Annotated in this window: 13 protein-coding genes and 1 pseudogene; 8 read left to right on the top strand and 6 right to left on the bottom strand. The window is 65.7% G+C overall.

Features of this window, described 5'->3' with window-relative positions; all coding sequences use genetic code 11:
* Nucleotides 1-48 precede the first annotated feature (48 nt).
* The gene (locus C461_RS00070; protein ID WP_007997515.1) at nt 49-1,419 is read right to left on the bottom strand and encodes an MBL fold metallo-hydrolase; all 1,371 of its coding nucleotides are present in this window, start codon (nt 1,417-1,419) and stop codon (nt 49-51) included.
* Nucleotides 1,420-1,721: 302 nt separating this feature from the next.
* Here C461_RS00070 and C461_RS00065 point away from each other — a divergent pair, with 302 nt between their 5' ends.
* From C461_RS00065 to C461_RS00050, 4 genes are all read left to right on the top strand, one after another.
* Complete coding sequence (locus C461_RS00065; protein ID WP_007997513.1) at nt 1,722-3,305, top strand: right-handed parallel beta-helix repeat-containing protein; 1,584 nt, start codon at nt 1,722-1,724, stop codon at nt 3,303-3,305.
* A gap of 44 nt (nt 3,306-3,349) precedes the next feature.
* Nucleotides 3,350-3,871, top strand: a complete 522-nt coding sequence (locus C461_RS00060) for an Lrp/AsnC family transcriptional regulator (RefSeq protein ID WP_007997512.1) — start codon at nt 3,350-3,352, stop codon at nt 3,869-3,871.
* A gap of 218 nt (nt 3,872-4,089) precedes the next feature.
* On the top strand, nt 4,090-4,395 hold the full coding sequence (locus tag C461_RS00055) for a helix-turn-helix transcriptional regulator (protein ID WP_152418268.1): 306 nt from the start codon (nt 4,090-4,092) through the stop codon (nt 4,393-4,395).
* An 84-nt stretch (nt 4,396-4,479) separates the two neighbouring features.
* Nucleotides 4,480-4,695: a hypothetical protein gene (locus C461_RS00050; RefSeq protein WP_007997510.1), complete on the top strand. Its 216-nt coding sequence runs from the start codon at nt 4,480-4,482 to the stop codon at nt 4,693-4,695.
* Here the strand turns inward: C461_RS00050 and C461_RS00045 are convergent.
* The 3 genes from C461_RS00045 to C461_RS00035 all read right to left on the bottom strand — a co-directional run bounded on the left by C461_RS00045 (nt 4,692) and on the right by C461_RS00035 (nt 9,031).
* Nucleotides 4,692-5,564 carry a formyltransferase family protein gene (locus C461_RS00045; protein ID WP_162138514.1) on the bottom strand — a complete coding sequence of 291 codons (873 nt, stop codon included), beginning with the start codon at nt 5,562-5,564 and terminating at the stop codon, nt 4,692-4,694. The genes C461_RS00050 and C461_RS00045 overlap by 4 nt on opposite strands.
* Before the next feature lie 441 nt (nt 5,565-6,005).
* Complete coding sequence (locus C461_RS00040) at nt 6,006-6,635, bottom strand: CARDB domain-containing protein (RefSeq protein WP_394294975.1); 630 nt, start codon at nt 6,633-6,635, stop codon at nt 6,006-6,008.
* Nucleotides 6,557-9,031: a PKD domain-containing protein gene (locus C461_RS00035; protein ID WP_007997507.1), complete on the bottom strand. Its 2,475-nt coding sequence runs from the start codon at nt 9,029-9,031 to the stop codon at nt 6,557-6,559. The genes C461_RS00040 and C461_RS00035 overlap by 79 nt, the downstream gene beginning before the upstream one ends.
* Nucleotides 9,032-9,274: 243 nt before the next feature.
* Here C461_RS00035 and C461_RS00030 point away from each other — a divergent pair, with 243 nt between their 5' ends.
* The 4 genes and pseudogenes from C461_RS00030 to C461_RS16000 all read left to right on the top strand — a co-directional run bounded on the left by C461_RS00030 (nt 9,275) and on the right by C461_RS16000 (nt 12,963).
* Complete coding sequence (locus tag C461_RS00030; RefSeq protein WP_007997506.1) at nt 9,275-10,396, top strand: glycosyltransferase family 2 protein; 1,122 nt, start codon at nt 9,275-9,277, stop codon at nt 10,394-10,396.
* A 72-nt stretch (nt 10,397-10,468) separates the two neighbouring features.
* Complete coding sequence (glmM, locus tag C461_RS00025; protein WP_049906167.1) at nt 10,469-11,800, top strand: phosphoglucosamine mutase; 1,332 nt, start codon at nt 10,469-10,471, stop codon at nt 11,798-11,800.
* Between the two features lie 52 nt (nt 11,801-11,852).
* Nucleotides 11,853-11,993: pseudogene (locus tag C461_RS16260) on the top strand (NTP transferase domain-containing protein); the annotation flags it as partial.
* 160 nt (nt 11,994-12,153) lie between these two features.
* A complete protein-coding gene (locus C461_RS16000) occupies nt 12,154-12,963 on the top strand; it encodes a sugar phosphate nucleotidyltransferase (protein WP_449271972.1) in 810 nt (269 codons plus the stop codon).
* Here the strand turns inward: C461_RS16000 and C461_RS15995 are convergent.
* Together C461_RS15995 and C461_RS00010 are read right to left on the bottom strand one after the other, a co-directional pair.
* Nucleotides 12,960-13,613, bottom strand: coding sequence for a DUF7344 domain-containing protein (locus C461_RS15995; protein WP_007997501.1), 654 nt, complete (start codon nt 13,611-13,613; stop codon nt 12,960-12,962). The two genes, C461_RS16000 and C461_RS15995, sit on opposite strands and share 4 nt — an antisense overlap.
* An 11-nt stretch (nt 13,614-13,624) precedes the next feature.
* Complete coding sequence (locus C461_RS00010; RefSeq protein ID WP_007997498.1) at nt 13,625-14,674, bottom strand: glucose-1-phosphate thymidylyltransferase; 1,050 nt, start codon at nt 14,672-14,674, stop codon at nt 13,625-13,627.
* Nucleotides 14,675-15,198: the final 524 nt, after the last annotated feature.

Below are 15,198 nucleotides of genomic sequence, written 5' to 3'. Positions count from 1 at the left end.
ACAGCGACGGTCCGGGCATTGTTATGTTGAGTATAACGAGACCAGCTGTCAGGCGTGGTAGGCGTTCAGCACCCGATCGATCGCCGGTTCGCGGACGTCGGGGTCGCGCGCGTACCGAACGTGTGATCCCAGTCGCGCGTCGCTGAACCGAACGCCCTCCGCGTCGCTGAGAAGGTCGTAGAGCAGCCGCGGGTCCATCGTCAAGTAGAGGAAGGGATCGTCGATGGCGGTCACGGGCACCCGGTCGACGAGTTCGTAGCCGTCGCCCGACATCGAGATCGCGACGGCGGTACCCTCGGTGAGATCGATCAGGACCGTCGTTTCGCTCTCCCAGTCGAGCGCCGTGCGCTTCGCTTCGAGGTTCTCGTACGCGTCCGGGAGGAACGGCCTGAAGTCGGCGAGCCCCGGTCTGTCGCCGCGCTCGTACGCGAGGTCGCGCTCCGCGAGTTCCGTCCGGACGTACTCGCGGCGCTCGTCGCGGTCTGTGGGCACGTAGTTCGCGGAGGGCTCTCCGGTTTCGAGGTCGAGCGATTCCTCGCTGTTGAGGAGGACCGGAATGCTGTGTGCGGGCTCGATAGACGGGCTCCCGGCGAAGTGCCAGAACGCCTCGTTTCGCGTTCGCAACGCGACGTACTCGTCGAGTCTCGCGAGCTGTCCCCCGAGCGCGTACCCGTCGGCGACCGGGAGGAAGTAGTCCGGTTCGAGCGCGTTGACGAACGCCTCCGCCTCCGCGTACATCTCCCGAACGACCTCGTCGCGCGCGGCGAGCTTTCGGTCGTACGCGTAGTCGATCCGACACTGCGGGTACGGGTCGGCGGTCGCGTACGGGGTCACCAGCGCGTCGACGTCGCCGTACCGGCCGGCAACGGCGTCGCAGGCGTCGCGGGCGGCCGGCCAACGGCAGGCGCTCGCGTTCACCAGAACGCTCTCGCCGTCGTCGAAGACCACGACCGGCGCCGCGTCGCCCACCGGCGGCGAGACCCGGGGGCGCTGGTACCGCGCCGACGCCGGCGGCGAATCACCGCCGCGTCCGTCGGGGAGCGGGCGGCGGGCTGACGCGGAGACCGCCTCGATCGAGAGCGTGCCGCCGAGGTTCGTCCGGTCGGCGTCGAACAGCTCGATGAGGTCGAACCCGAGGCGTTCGACGCCGTCGACGAGCCGATCGGACGCGTCCTCGTGAACGAGAACGGGGGTGTCCGCGTCCAGTCGCTCCAGCGTCGGTCGATGGAAGCGTCCCGGGTGCGCACTCGAGAGGTAGATGTAGTCGACGTGGTCGTAGTCCTCCGGGTCGAACGCCAACGGCGGGTAGTGGTTCCAGGCACCGTAGAACGCGCCGTCGAGCAACCACGGGTCACAGAGGACCGATAGCTCGTCGCCCTCCACGACGACGCTCGACGAGGTGAGGTGTCGAAGCTGCATACCGCCATACCCCGATCCGGATCACTTCGTTAGTCGCCGCCACTTCGGGGTTAGTCGCCGGTGGCGCAGAACGGGGGTCGGGCGCCGGATTCGCGGTCGCTACACCGGATTCGACTCGATTATCGGCGCGAGCGTCGGTGCCGTCGTCGGGAGATCGCCGGCTACGATCGACGGGCAACGGCACGGTAGGCCGACGTTTCGAGGGCCGGGTTCGACGTGCTCGCGCTCGGCGTTCAGACCGCGCATGCGGCGGTTAATGCGATCCCTTACAATGTGACGGTCCGGCGTGGTACGGGGCGTGTATGAACCTACTTCGTAAGGAGACCGGGACGGCGCTGATCCTCGGAATCGCGCTGCTCCTCGCGCTGGGAGCCGCGCCGCCGATCGCCGCGCAATCCGACGCGTCGTCGGACGCGACGGAGATCGAGTCGTGTACCACGATCGAATCGCCGGGCGAGTACGTCCTCTCGTCCGACATCGCGGACGCTCCGGAAGCGGGGTGTCTCGTCATCACCGCGGACGACGTCACCGTGGACGGGAACGGACACGCGATCGCGCCGAACGAGAGTTCGGCTCGCGGGCCCGCCGTCCTCGCGAGAGGGGCCGAGAACGTCTCGGTGCGGAACGTGCGCCTCTCGGACTGGCAGGTCGGTGTCGCGTTCGACGGCGTCACCCGCGGTTCGGTGACAGACGTGCGCGTCTCGAGCGCGGCGATAGCCGGGGTCTCGGTCGACGGGGCGTCGCAAGGCGTCACGGTCGCCGACACCGACGTCACGGACGCGACCGGCGGAGTCCAGGTCGCGGCGGGGAGCGACGTAGCCGTGCAAGACAACACGCTGAGCGACCTGACCGGGGCGGGCGTGAGCGTCGAGAGCGACGCGCGCAACGCGACGGTGCGACGCAACACGGTGTCGAACACGTCCGGCATCGGCGTTCGGGTCGCGGCGGCCGAAACCGTGTCCGTCGTCGATAACGACATCACCGACGCGGCGGACACGGGGATCGACGTCGAGGGGGCGACCGAGGCGACGATCGCAGGGAACCGGCTCGACGCGATCCCCGGCGTCGGGATCCACGTCCGTGACGCGCCGGGCGCACAGACGAGAGACAACGTCGTGACCGACGCCCGAGCGGGCGGTATCCAGTACTTCGACAGCGGCGACGAGGTGGTGATAACCGAGAGCGGTGGCAGCGAGTGGCGACCGGTGTCCGGATTCGGCGAGGCGCGCGAGGGGGCCACGAACGGGCTCAACGAGCGGTCCGGCGTCGACCGCTGGCCGAGCGAGACGGTGCACCGCGAGTCGGTCGTGGCGAACAACACCGTCACCGGGAGCTACAACCACGGCGTGCTCGCGCAGTCGACGGACGGGATCGTCTTGGCCGACAACCGCGTCGAGCGGAGCGACGACGGCATCCACGTCACCGGCGGCGAGGACGCGGCGGTGCGGCGGAACGAGCTCCACCGGAACCTCGACGACGGGGTGGCGTTCGAGCGCGTCTCGAACGGGGCCATCAACGCGAACAACGCCACGAACAACGCCGACAACGGGATATACGTCGTCGGAGACGAGAACCTGATCATCAGAAATACGGGGACCGAAAACGGTGACGACGGGATCGACGTGCAGAACGCGTCCGGATCGGCCATTCGGAACAACGTTCTGACCGAGAACGACGACGACGGGTTGTTCCTCCGACACGCGAACAACGGGTCCGTGATCGGCAACACGCTGCGGGAAAATCTCGACGACGGGATCCACGTCAAGCAATCGAACGGGAACGTCATCCGGGACAACGCCATCTGCCGGAACGCCGACGCCGACGAAGTGTTCGGTCCGCAGTCCCAGGACAACGACATCACTCCGGGTGACTGCAGCGCCGGGTGACTAGCCCGCGCGGATTTTTACCGCGTTCTGTCCAAGGACACGGTATGGACAACAAGCCGATCGACGACGTGGACCGGAGCATCCTACACCAGCTCCAGCTCAACGCCCGCCAGACCAATACGGAGATCGCCGAAAAAGTGGGCGTGACTTCCACGACGGTTCGGAACCGCCTCGACAAACTCGAAGATGAGGGCGTGGTCCGGGGGTATCACCCTGAGATCAACTACGAGCAAGCGGACTACCCCCTCCACGTCCTGTTCGTCTGTACGGTCGATCCGAGCGCGCTGAAGTCGATGGCCGAGCAAAGCCTCGAGGTTCGCGGTGTGGTGACCACCCGAGAGCTGTTAGGAGGCGAACATAATTTCCACGTCGAGGTCGTCGCCGGCACGGTCAAAGAGGTCGAAGAGATCCGCAACGAACTGGTGAAGTTGGGCCTGGCGATCAGCAGCTCTGAGATCATTTCCGAGACGCGGGTCCAGCCGTGGGACCACTTCTACCCGCGGACGGGTCCGGACGCGGATCAGGACGACAGCGCCGACGACGGGTCGTTCACCGATCGAAAATAACAGGAGAACCGGTTGAAAAAAATCAAATACAGCCGCCTCTGTTGTCATTCAAAACGGGTTTAGATTTTTAAAATATCCACCAATCGCCGGTCTAGGTTGGGTTTTTAATTATTGTAATTATTTGGGGAGAATTATTTATACAGTAGCACGCCGTTGCCACCCGTATGGCCGAATCAACTGGGACGGTCGATCTGGAGGGGGATCGACGACTCGATCAGATGTTCGAGGTGCTGAGCCATCCGTTTCGGCGCCGAATTCTCTTCCGTCTCAGCGACCACACACCCTATACCGAAGGTGAACTACCCGCTGGTGCGATTAAACCGGGCGGAGACGAACCGAACGTTCTCGCGATTCAACTTCGCCACCTGCATTTCCCGAAACTCGCCGACGCAGGGTACATCGAGTGGGACGACTCGGTCGACATCGTTCGGCGCGGTCCGATGTTCGACGAGATCGAACCGTTGCTCGGGTTGCTGCACGACCATCAGGACGAGCTCCCCGGGATCGGCCCGCAGACGGTTTGAGATCCGGTTGATAAAAGCGAACGACGGATCCAAGAAGGTATACAATCGGCGAGGGTATGTGTACCGATGACACAACTCACACAAATGACTGTCCGCGCAGACGCGACCGGAACGCTCGAGCTCGTCTGTGAGCGGTCAGCGACGGATCGGCCCGAACCCGACGTTCGGGCGTTCTTCGGCAAGGACGAGTTCGGGCTCCTCGTCGACGGGCTTGAACCGAACGAACGGGTGAGGCTGCTCTTCGAGGTGGGTTCGGGAGAACAGTCCGATTCGAGCGAGCGTCGGTCTCTCAAAGACTAACGGGTGGTCAGGTCTGGAAGACGCGCGTCCCGGACACGGGTGAGGTACCCCGAGACGTTCTTGCTGAGGATCTGGAGGGCAAATTTGGGCTCGCGTCGATCGGCGACGGAGTGGTACGGGCCGAGGGCGTCCGGGTTGATCGGTTCGAAGTCCGGGTCTCGGAGGTTGGTGATACCGGCGGCGAGCAGGTGAGGTTGAACGTCCCGAAGGCTGTCGTAGACGTCCCAGAGAGTGAGACAGTCGTCGAGGTCCCGGTGCTCGATCGCGATGATCTCACCGGCGTCTATCTCGTCGGAAAGCCGCTGGAGCGTGATCCCCATCCTCGTTTGGCCGTCGAGAAATGCCCGCGGCGGACCGAGACCGCGGTACTGGCGGATATCCGCCGGGTGAAAGCTCAAGACGCCGTCTCGAGGGGCGGTGAGTATGTCCCCCTCTATGAGGTCGAATCCGTAGCGGACGACCACGTCCGCCCTGTCGCCGACCTCCTCCACGACGTCCGGCGGGAGCCGGTTCCAGGCACCGTCCTGAATCGGTTCGACGCGGCGGACGTCCGAATCCTCGAACACGGGGACGTCTTCGACGGGGATACGCCGCTCCTCGGTGTCCGAGAGACCGACCTGTTCGGCGAATTTCCGTTCCGCGATGACGAACGACCACCACCGCTCCCGCTCGAAGACCTCACGGAACAGTTTGAGCGTGGTGAGGCTGATGGGGTTGTTGACCGCGTTCGCGACCTGATCCGGATCGTATGATCTACTGACCGTGCCGTTGACGACGACCATCGGGATCTCGATGCCGGTTTCCCGAACGGCGTTGACCAACGAGTCAACCTGGTAGTCCGTAAGGTACGGTTCCGCCAAGACACACATCGAGCGCGGGGAGTTCGGTGACATGTGTATCCGATTTAAATAGTGGTCTCAAGCGGTGAGTGAGAGACACGGGTGGCTCGCAGACATCTTGGCGAACGGCTCCGATGGCTGGATACCGGTCGTGAACGTCTCCGGTGACTGGCTGCCGGTGGTGAACGTGTGGGTTCGGTACGCGCTGAAGTCGGTAGCAGGTGGGTCACTGATTCTACTGTGTCCGTCGTTTAGTTGGTAATAGGCGCGTTACACCGGATTAGTATCTTCTTTTTTCGATCCGAGAGGATGCGGATCGATGTGGGCAACGAGAGGGGGAGAAGTTCAGGTCCGATCCCCGAGGCATACGGCCCACTTCGGAGATGCCCCCGCGCTCACTGATCTTCGTAAGGCCGGAACCATCCCGACCCGTGAGACGTTGTCAGCGCCGGCCGGACCCGAATCGCGGTCTCACTCTCGACGGACGAGGAAGAACCCCGTAACGACCGTCGCGATAACGGTGAGGATTGCGGCGAAGCTGGCGAGCGACACGCCGCCGCCGCCGACGGACGACGTCTCCGTGGGGTCGCTCGTAGGGGGGCCGCTCGACGGCTCGCCGACGACCGTGAGCGAGACCGATTCGTTACCGACCTGGGCCGTGTAGTTCCCGGGCGACGCGATCTGTCGATCGAACGAGACGGTCCGGCGTTCGCCGGGCGACAGCGTGACCTCCTGGCGGTCGACCACCTCGTCGAACAGGGTGAGGTTGACGCGCTTCGTCCCGTTTATCTCTCCGGGGTTCTCCACCACGGCTTCGATCGTGAACGCCTCGCCCGTCTGGATCGGGTCGTGGCTCACCGTGGCGTCTCGAACCGTGAACGCGGAGGAAGCCGGTGCGACCTCGACGTACCGCTTCTCTCCGGTGTCGATCTCAACGGCCTTCGTGCCGGGCGTCGTGAACTGGTGTGTGAACGTCAGCGTTCGCGTCTCACCCGGATCGAGAGTTATCTCTCGGTCCTCGATCAGCTCGTCGTCGATCTCGAACTCGACGCTTTTCGTCCCGGTCCCGTCGCCGGTGTTCTCGACCGTCGCCCGAACGATAAGCGTCTCGCCCGCGACGAGCTCCGTGGCACCGAGCGAGACGTCGGGGGACCCGATCGACNGTTCTCGACCGTCGCCCGAACGATAAGCGTCTCGCCCGCGACGAGCTCCGTGGCACCGAGCGAGACGTCGGGGGACCCGATCGACGGCGAGCCACTACTGGCGCCGCCGCCACCGCCGCCACCGCCACTGCTGCCACCGCCGGCACCACCGCCACCGCCGTTCCCGCCACCGCCCCCACCGCCCCCACCGGCACCGCCGCCGCCGTCATCGTTGTCTCCGCCACTACCACCGCCACCTCCGGCGCCGCCGTTACCGCCTCCGTCGTTGTTCGAGGCGACGGTGACGGTCGATTCGGTCGTCGCGGACCGTCCGTCGGCCGTCTGGACGGTCAGCGTCACCTGATACGTCCCCTCCGAGTCGTACGTGCGCGTGGTCTGTGACCCGTTCGCGGTGCGCCCGTCGTCGAACGTCCAGTTGTACTCGGCCGTGACATTATCCGAGAGGGCGGTCGTCGCGTCGAAGGTGATCTGTTCGCCGGGTTCGGGCTCGGCGGGCGTCGACTGGATCTCCGGTTCGATCGGCTGTTCGGTCACCTCGACGCGCTGTGACGCCTCGGCGGTCTGATTCGACGCGTCCACGACCGTCACCGCCGGCTCGTACTCGCCGAGTGTGGTGTACGTGTGCGCCGCGGTCGCGCTCGCCGTGGTCTCGTCGATCGTCCCGTCCCCGTCGAAGTCCCACCGGTACTCCGCGATCTCCCCGTCGTCCGTCGATCCGCTCGCGTCGAGCGTCACCGACTCGTTGATGACCGCCGTCTCGGGCGCGTCGAGCGAAGCCGACGGCGGCTCGTCGGTTGGCCCGTCGGCCTGCTCGACAGCGACCGACGTGCTCGCCGTCGCCGTTCCGCCGCTATCGTTGACGACCGTTACGGTCGGATCGTACGTCCCCGAAGCGGTGTACGCGTGGTCGGCCGTCGGCGAGGCCGTGTTGGCGTCGACCGTTCCGTCCCCGTCGAAGTCCCACCGGTACTGTGTGATCTGGTCCGCCGGCGACGACCCGCTCGCGTCGAGCGTCAGGGTCTGGTTGGCGATCACCGTCTCGGGCGCGTCGAGCGTGGCCGACAGCGGCTCGACGGCCGGCTCGTCGGCCGCTTCGACGGTGATCGAAGCGTTCGTCTCGTCGGTCTGGTTCGACGCGTCCTCGACCGTCACCGTCGGCTCGTACTCACCGGACTGGGCGTACGTGTGCGTCGCGGTCGCGGTCGCCGTGGTCTCGTCGACCGTTCCGTCTCCGTCGAAGTCCCACCGGTACTCCGTGATGTTGCCGTCGTCCGTCGACCCGCTCGCGTCGAGCGTCACCGACTCGTTGACGGTCGCCGTCTCGGGCGCGTCGAGCGAAGCCGACGGCGGCTCGTCGGTCGGCTCATCGACCTGCGTGACCGAGATGTTCTGCGTCGCCGTGTCGCCGTTGCCGTAGGTGTCGAAGGCGGTCACGGAGGCGGTCTGGTTCCCCTCGGAAGAGAACGTGTGTTCGACGGTCGGCGAGGTCGTGATCTCGTCGATCGTCCCGTCCCCGTCGAAGTCCCACTCGTAGCCGCCGATCTCCTCGTCGTCGGTGGTGTCAGACGCGTCGAGCGTGACGGTCTCTCCGGTGGGAGTCGTGTCCGGGCCGGACAGCGACGCGGACGGCGGCGTGGAGACGCAGGGGCCGTTGTGGATGAAGATCCGGCGGTCGCGATCGAGTTCGTAAACGGTTCCGTCGGCGTCGCGGACCGTCCACGCCTGGATCCGGTATTCGGAGCTGCCGGAGTACCCCCAATCGCCCCAGTGAGCAGCCTCCTCGTTGAATCCCGGCTCGATGACGATCGGGTCGTCCAGGTTCGAGACGCCGCGGTAGGCCCCGCCGTCCGTGCGGTTCGGTCCCCACTTCCAGTCAACCACCGTGCTCGTCTCCTCGACAGTCCAATCGTCGTCTCGGAACGGGTACTCATCGTCTTGAACGGCCCATTCACCGTTCGCCGGGAGACGCTGGAAGTCGAACGTGGCCGTGCTCCCGCCCGTCTCGTCGCCGAGTTCCTCGTGGACCAACACGAGGCTCGTGCCCTCCGATCCGGAATAGAAGAGCAGCGAACTCTCTCTGGAAGTCTGATACTCGGTCGTGCCGAAGGAGCTGTACGTTCCGGAGGCGGGGTTCCCCGTGATGTCCGGGTACGGATTCCGGTAGTCGTAGAACGATGAGACGTTCTGCGTCCCGTCTCCGGCCGGAGTGACGACCTCACAGGTCGTGCCTTGCGCGACGACGAAGTCGGTCTCGTTGCCGGGGTCCTCTTGTGCAGCGACGCCTCCCGACAACAGGACGGCTGCTGTCGAGACGGCGACAATAATGATCACCATACGAACGAGGGGCCTCTGATCCATTGGGCGGAGTTCCCGTTTCGGTCACTTCGTTATGGGTCGGTTTCCGAGTCCGTCGGCGACGCGTCGGCGGCGACGGGCTTTCTCCCGCGGTCGAACTCTAGAATTCGCAAGCAGGCGTCGGGGTACCGGCGTCGAATGCGCGGACGCAGGGGGAGACAAGGAACGGGTAACAAAGCCGTATGCGCGCTTCTCCCGGACTAACCAGTCCGATCGAAACCAATGTACCGAGGACACACGACCGGAGTCGTCATTCCGGCATACAACGAAGAGGGATTCGTCGGCGAGACGATCGAGTCAGTGCCCGGGTTCGTCGACCGCATCTACGTCATCGACGACGGGTCGACGGACGACACGTGGCGCGAGATCGAACAACAGGCAGCGATCGTAAACGAGCGAACGGCACCCGTTGAAACCACGGAACGGCGGTTCGATCGGCGAGTCGTACCGATCTCCCACGAAGAGAATCGCGGCGTCGGCGGCGCGATAAAAACGGGGTATCAGTCTGCCAGACGGGATCAGATCGACCTCACCACCGTGATGGGCGGCGACGGACAGATGGAGCCCGAGATGCTCGGGGACCTGTTCGATCCCATCGTCGACGGCAGCGCGGAGTACACCAAGGGGAACCGGTTGATGAGACGGACCGGACACGGGGACATGCCCTGGTTCCGGTTCGTCGGAAACGCGACGCTGACCGCGCTCACGAAGATCGCGAGCGGATACTGGGGGAGCGGGGACCCGCAGAGCGGGTACACCGCCATCTCCCTGCACGCGCTCGAGACGGCCGACGTCGACGAGATGTACGAGTATTACGGGTACTGTAACGACCTCCTCGTGAAGCTGAACATCGCGGACGCCCGGGTGGCCGACGTGCCGCGGCCGATCACGTACGGCGACGAGGAGAGCGACATCAGCTATCGGAGCTACATCCCGAGGGTGTCGGCGATGCTGTTCAAGAACTTCTTAAAGCGGCTCTGGACGAAGTACGTCCTCTTCGACTTCCACCCGCTCGTGGTCGCGTACGTGCTCGGTGCGATCGGTACGGTAGGAGGAGTGCTCGGCGTCGGCCGGGCAGTCCGCGAGACGGCGACAACCGACACCGCTGAGACGTCCGGAATAGAGTCGTTCCTCCTGCTTCTCGGGGGGATAGCCGGCTTCGTCGCCGGGATGTGCCTCGACGCGCGCGCCAACAAGCATCTCGACGCGACGGTCCGCCGGTCGATCGGGCGAGAGGAACCCGACAGATCGGAGCAGCAATCGGTGTCACGGAACGGTGCCACGGACCGACCGGAGCGCCGACCGGCTTCGGGTCCGCAGGCCGTGGACCCGTCGGAAGACTGAGACGGACGGCGAGAGACAGCGGAAGGTATTGAGAGGCTAACAAATTCCGGTCCCGCACGTGACGGCTTTATGATGTTCGGAACGAGCGGAATACGCGGCGAATTCGGAACCGAGATAACCGCCGAGCTCGCGCTCAACGCCGGTCGGGCCGTCGCCTCCGAGGGCGCGTCGCGCGTCGTCGTCGGTCGCGACGTGCGACCGACCGGTCGGATACTGACAGACGCGGTTGCGTCGGGGCTACAGGAGTGCGGAGCGGACGTGCTCGATCTCGGCGTCGCGCCCACGCCGACAGTCGCTCGGGCCGTCGAATGGCACGACGCGGACATGGGGATCGTCGTCACCGCGTCGCACAACCCGGCCGCGGACAACGGACTGAAGTTCTGGGACGGAGCCGGGCGAGCGATCGTGGGCGAGCGCCAGCGCGCGCTCGCCGACCGGATCGAACGCGGCGAGTACGACATCCGCCCGTGGAACGAGATCGGGTCCCACGACACCGTTTCGGACGCCGTCGAGCGTCACGTCGACGCGATCGCTGACGAGGACGCGGCACTCGATCTCGACGTCGTCGTCGACGTGGGGAACGGAACTGGGACGGTGACCGCCGACGCCCTGCGGCGGATGGGCTGTCGCGTTCGGACGCTGGACGCGGACCCGAACGGCTCGTTTCCGTCCCGCTCGAACGAGCCGACGGAGGGGAGTTGCGCGCGGTTGTCCACGGTCGTCGCGGGGTCCGACGCCGAGATCGGCGTCGCACACGACGGTGACGCCGATCGGATGATGGCGGTGACGGAGTCCGGGACGTTCGTCCCCGGCGACGTGTTGCTCGCGGTCTTCGCTCAGGAGGCGGCCAGTCCGGGCGAGGAGGTCGCGGTCCCGATCGACACGAGCATCGCGGTGACCGAGGCGTTGAAGGCGGTCGGTGCGACGACGACCTACACCCGAGTCGGCGACGGCCACGTGGCGGATCGCACGACCAACGACGGCGTCGTCTTCGGGGGAGAGCCGAGCGGTGCCTGGATCTGGCCGTCCGAGGCGCCGTGTCCGGACGGCCCGCTCGCCGCCGTGCGGCTCGCGACGCTGGTCGCGCGGCGCGGTTCGCTCGACGACATCGTCGCGGAGATCCCCACGGCACCGATCCGTCGGGGCAACGTCGAGACGGAGGCCCGAGAGTCGGTGGTCAATCGCGTCCGGGGCTGCGTCGCCGGGCGCTACCGAAACACGACGGCCCTCGACGGAGTCCGCGTCGACGTCGACGACGGGTGGTTTCTCGTGCGCGCGAGCGGGACCGAGCCGCTCGTCAGAGTGACGGCCGAAGCCGGGACGGAAGACCGGGTGAAACTGCTGTTTCGGACGGCTCGGCGCCTCGTCGACCAGGCGGCCGCCGATATCGAGATGAAAGTGTAAATTCCGAGTATTGATCGTCTAACAAGGACAACGCGACCAGTCTATCGGTCGTATGCAGGCAGTCATCCTAGCAGCAGGCCGCGGGACGCGAATGGAACCGCTCTCCACTGTCACGCCGAAACCGATGCTCCCGGTCGGCGACCGACCGTTGGTCGCACGCGTCGCCGACGCAGCCATCGAGGCGGGAGCCGACGAGCTCATCATCNAGATGTGTATAAGAGACAGGAGCCGACGAGCTCATCATCGTCGTCGGATACAAAGCCGATCACATCCGATCGTACTTCGGAAGCCAGTACGAGGGAATACCCGTCAAATACGCGCGACAACCGACGGCCTCGGGGACCGCCGACGCGGTGCAGCAGGCCAGCCCGATGCTGGACGGTCGCTTCGCGGTCCTGAACGGCGACAGCGTCTTCGACACCGCGAGCCTCACGGAGCTGTTCGGCCACGAGGCCGGGGTCGCCGCGCACAGAGTCGACCAGCCGCGCGAGTACGGCGTGCTGTCGACGGACGGAGACTACGCGACCGACGTGGTCGAAAAGCCGGTCGATCCGCCGACGAACCTCGCGAACGCCGGCGCGTACGTGTTCCCCGACAGCGTGCGGACCGCACTCGACGTCCCCGAGAGCGAGCGAGGGGAGCGCGAGGTCACGGACGTGCTCGCGCGGCTCATCGACCAGCGGGACGTCGCCGTCGTCGAGACGGATCAGTGGCTCGACGTCGCGCGGCCGGCGGATCTGCTCCGGGCGAACGAGCTCGCGTTGTCCGAGACGACCCGGCAGATCGACGGAGCGGTGGAAGCGGGCGCGACCGTGGTCGGGGACGTCTCGATCGCGGAGAGCGCGGTCGTCGAGTCAGGCGCGACGATCCGCGGGCCAGTCATCGTCGCGCGCGACGCGACCGTCCGGTCGGGGGCGGTGGTGGAAGGACCGAGCGTCGTCGGCGCGAACGCGACGGTCGACGGCGGCGTCGAGTTGGCGAACACGGTGCTGCTCCCCGGAGCGACGGTCAGCGAGGACGTTCAGCTTCGAGAACTGGTGTTCGGACCCCGGTGTACGATCCCGACCGGCGTGTCGATCGCCGGCGGGGACGCGAGTTCGGCGGACGCGGTCGCGACCGTCAGCGCGGCCAATCCGTCGGTCGACGGCGGGTTGTCTTACTAACTGTCGGGAGCCGTTCGGGCGTCGAGAACGGCCAAAGACAGCATGCCGAGGCAGAATCCGAAGACGAGGACGTTGGTCATCGAGGGGATACTCGAGAGCCGTGTGACGAGGAACGCGCCCGCGAAAAGCGACGTGAACAGGAGATAGCGGCGTCCGCTGTCGCGTTCGGACTCCTCTTCTTGCGGATCGAGGTACTCGTAGAGCGGCGCGGCGCTGTCGTTGAGGTCGACGAGCCCTCTAGTCTGGTTGTACTCGATAACGCCCGCGTCGTCCATCTTCGGGAGGTGACACTGATAGAGGCCGATGTACACGCGTTTCCGTTGTTGAGAGTCCAGCTGTCGGGGGTCGATCTCGTTTTCGATCGCCGCGATGTGTTCGGCCAGTTCCCCGATCGGTGTCGACTCCGACTTGTCTTCGAGATATTTGAGGATGAGCCGTCGGCGGCGGTTCTTGAGTATCTCGAAGGTGATGTCGAGCGGAAGTCCTGATTCGTCCGCATCGGGGTCGTCGCCGTCGATCGGCCCGCCCGAATCCATCGGCGGGGGACCGGACTCCGGATCGGGGCTCGACTCCGGGCCGGAGTCGGTGTCGGAACGGTCCTGATCGGTCGCGCCCGCGGATTCGGGGCGTGAGAGTAGTGAATCGAGCATAGTCTGAAGTCTCATTTTGTCGTGTCCGCCGCCGCGTGTTCGTCTTCGTCTCCCGGTTCTCCGGGAGCAGTGATCCGGTCGTCGAGACCGGCGTTCCCGTCGTCTCCGTCCACGTCGCGGAGCACCGTTCCTCCGGGCGGCGTCGTCGATCCGGCCGAGAGCCTCACGCCGGCGTTGAGGCAGGTACCGATCCCGACTCGAGCGTCCGCCCCGACAACGGCACCGAACTTCCGTCTACCGGTCGAGGCCCGCTGCCCGTCGTGGGCCACCTCGACCGGCTCCCCATCGTGACGGAGGTTCGCGACGGTCGTTCCGGCCCCGAGGTTGGCGTTCGGACCGACGACACTGTCACCGACGTACGAGAGGTGCGGGACTCGCGCGTCAGGGAACAGGACGCTGTTTTTTATCTCCACGCCGTTGCCGACGTGAGCGCCGTCGCCCAGGTACGTCGATCCGCGGATGTACGCGTTCGGGCCGACCGTGGCGCCGCGAGCGATGAACGCGGGGCCCTCAACGACGACTCCCGCGCCGACGCGCGCCCCCGATTCGACAACGACGGGGCCGCGACAGTCCGCCATCGGGTGGACGTCGCCCGCGAGCGAGCGGTCGAGCCCGTCGAGCGCGCGTTCGGTCGCCGCGAGGAGGTCCCAGGGCCGAGCGACGTCGTACAGCCGCTCCGTCGTCAGCTCCGGCCCGTCCGCCCGCGTCGCGACGTCGGCGACGAGTTCGGCCGTCGTCTGGATACCGTCACCGGCCGAGCGCGCGCCGCCGCACAGGGAGCTGACCGTGTACACCTCGTGGGGCGGGTGGCCGTGCGAGCTCCCGTCGGATCGGAGGACGGCGTCGGTCCGCCTCGCCAGCGATCGCAGGTCGGATCGGTCGACGTGCGTCGAGGCGGACGCGACGACGACCTGATCGGAGTCCGCGGGGAGTCGCTCTCGGACCTCGTCGACGCTCTCGGCAACGGTACTGGACCCGTTCGCGCGAGCGGCAGCCGACTGAACGTCGGGATCGTCGGCGAGGAGAACCACCTCCTCGACGATCGGCCCAAGCTCGTCCACCACGTGCTCGACCGCCGGGCGACCACCCACCGGGTAGAGCGCGGGAGAGAGGGACGGTGCAACGCCGCCGACATCACCTAGAGGTTGATATATTAGTCCGATCATTGTGAGCGGTGATCGCGATATAGCACCTCGATACCAGCCACGAGTTGCGTCCTTGATGAGGGCATATTCGTATATCCCCAAACTGCTTATGCGGTATTGTTATATTTCCAATAATACCTGTTATTACGGTCATACTATCGAAATATATTCGATGAAGCGAAATATGCGCGTACGCGCATTTCGGACGGTTATACTGCCGTTACAGGCCATCTTACAATCGCCGAATAACAATGTCTAGACATGGAGAATGGTGACCGTTACCCGAGCCGGTAACAGACATCATGATTCAACGAACGCTGTGTATGCGGGCGGCCCGCTGCCCGGAGTCTCACCGGCAGACGAGCGCGGACTCTCGGCGCGCGGACGCGGTCCCGCTCCGACAGGACTGTCTCTTATACACATCTCTGAGCGGGCTGGGC

The organism is Halorubrum aidingense JCM 13560, assembly GCF_000336995.1.
In the GTDB taxonomy this organism is placed as follows: Archaea; Halobacteriota; Halobacteria; order Halobacteriales; family Haloferacaceae; genus Halorubrum; species Halorubrum aidingense.
The sequence above is the reverse complement of the archived record's forward strand: the minus strand, read 5'-3'. Positions and strand labels throughout refer to the sequence as shown.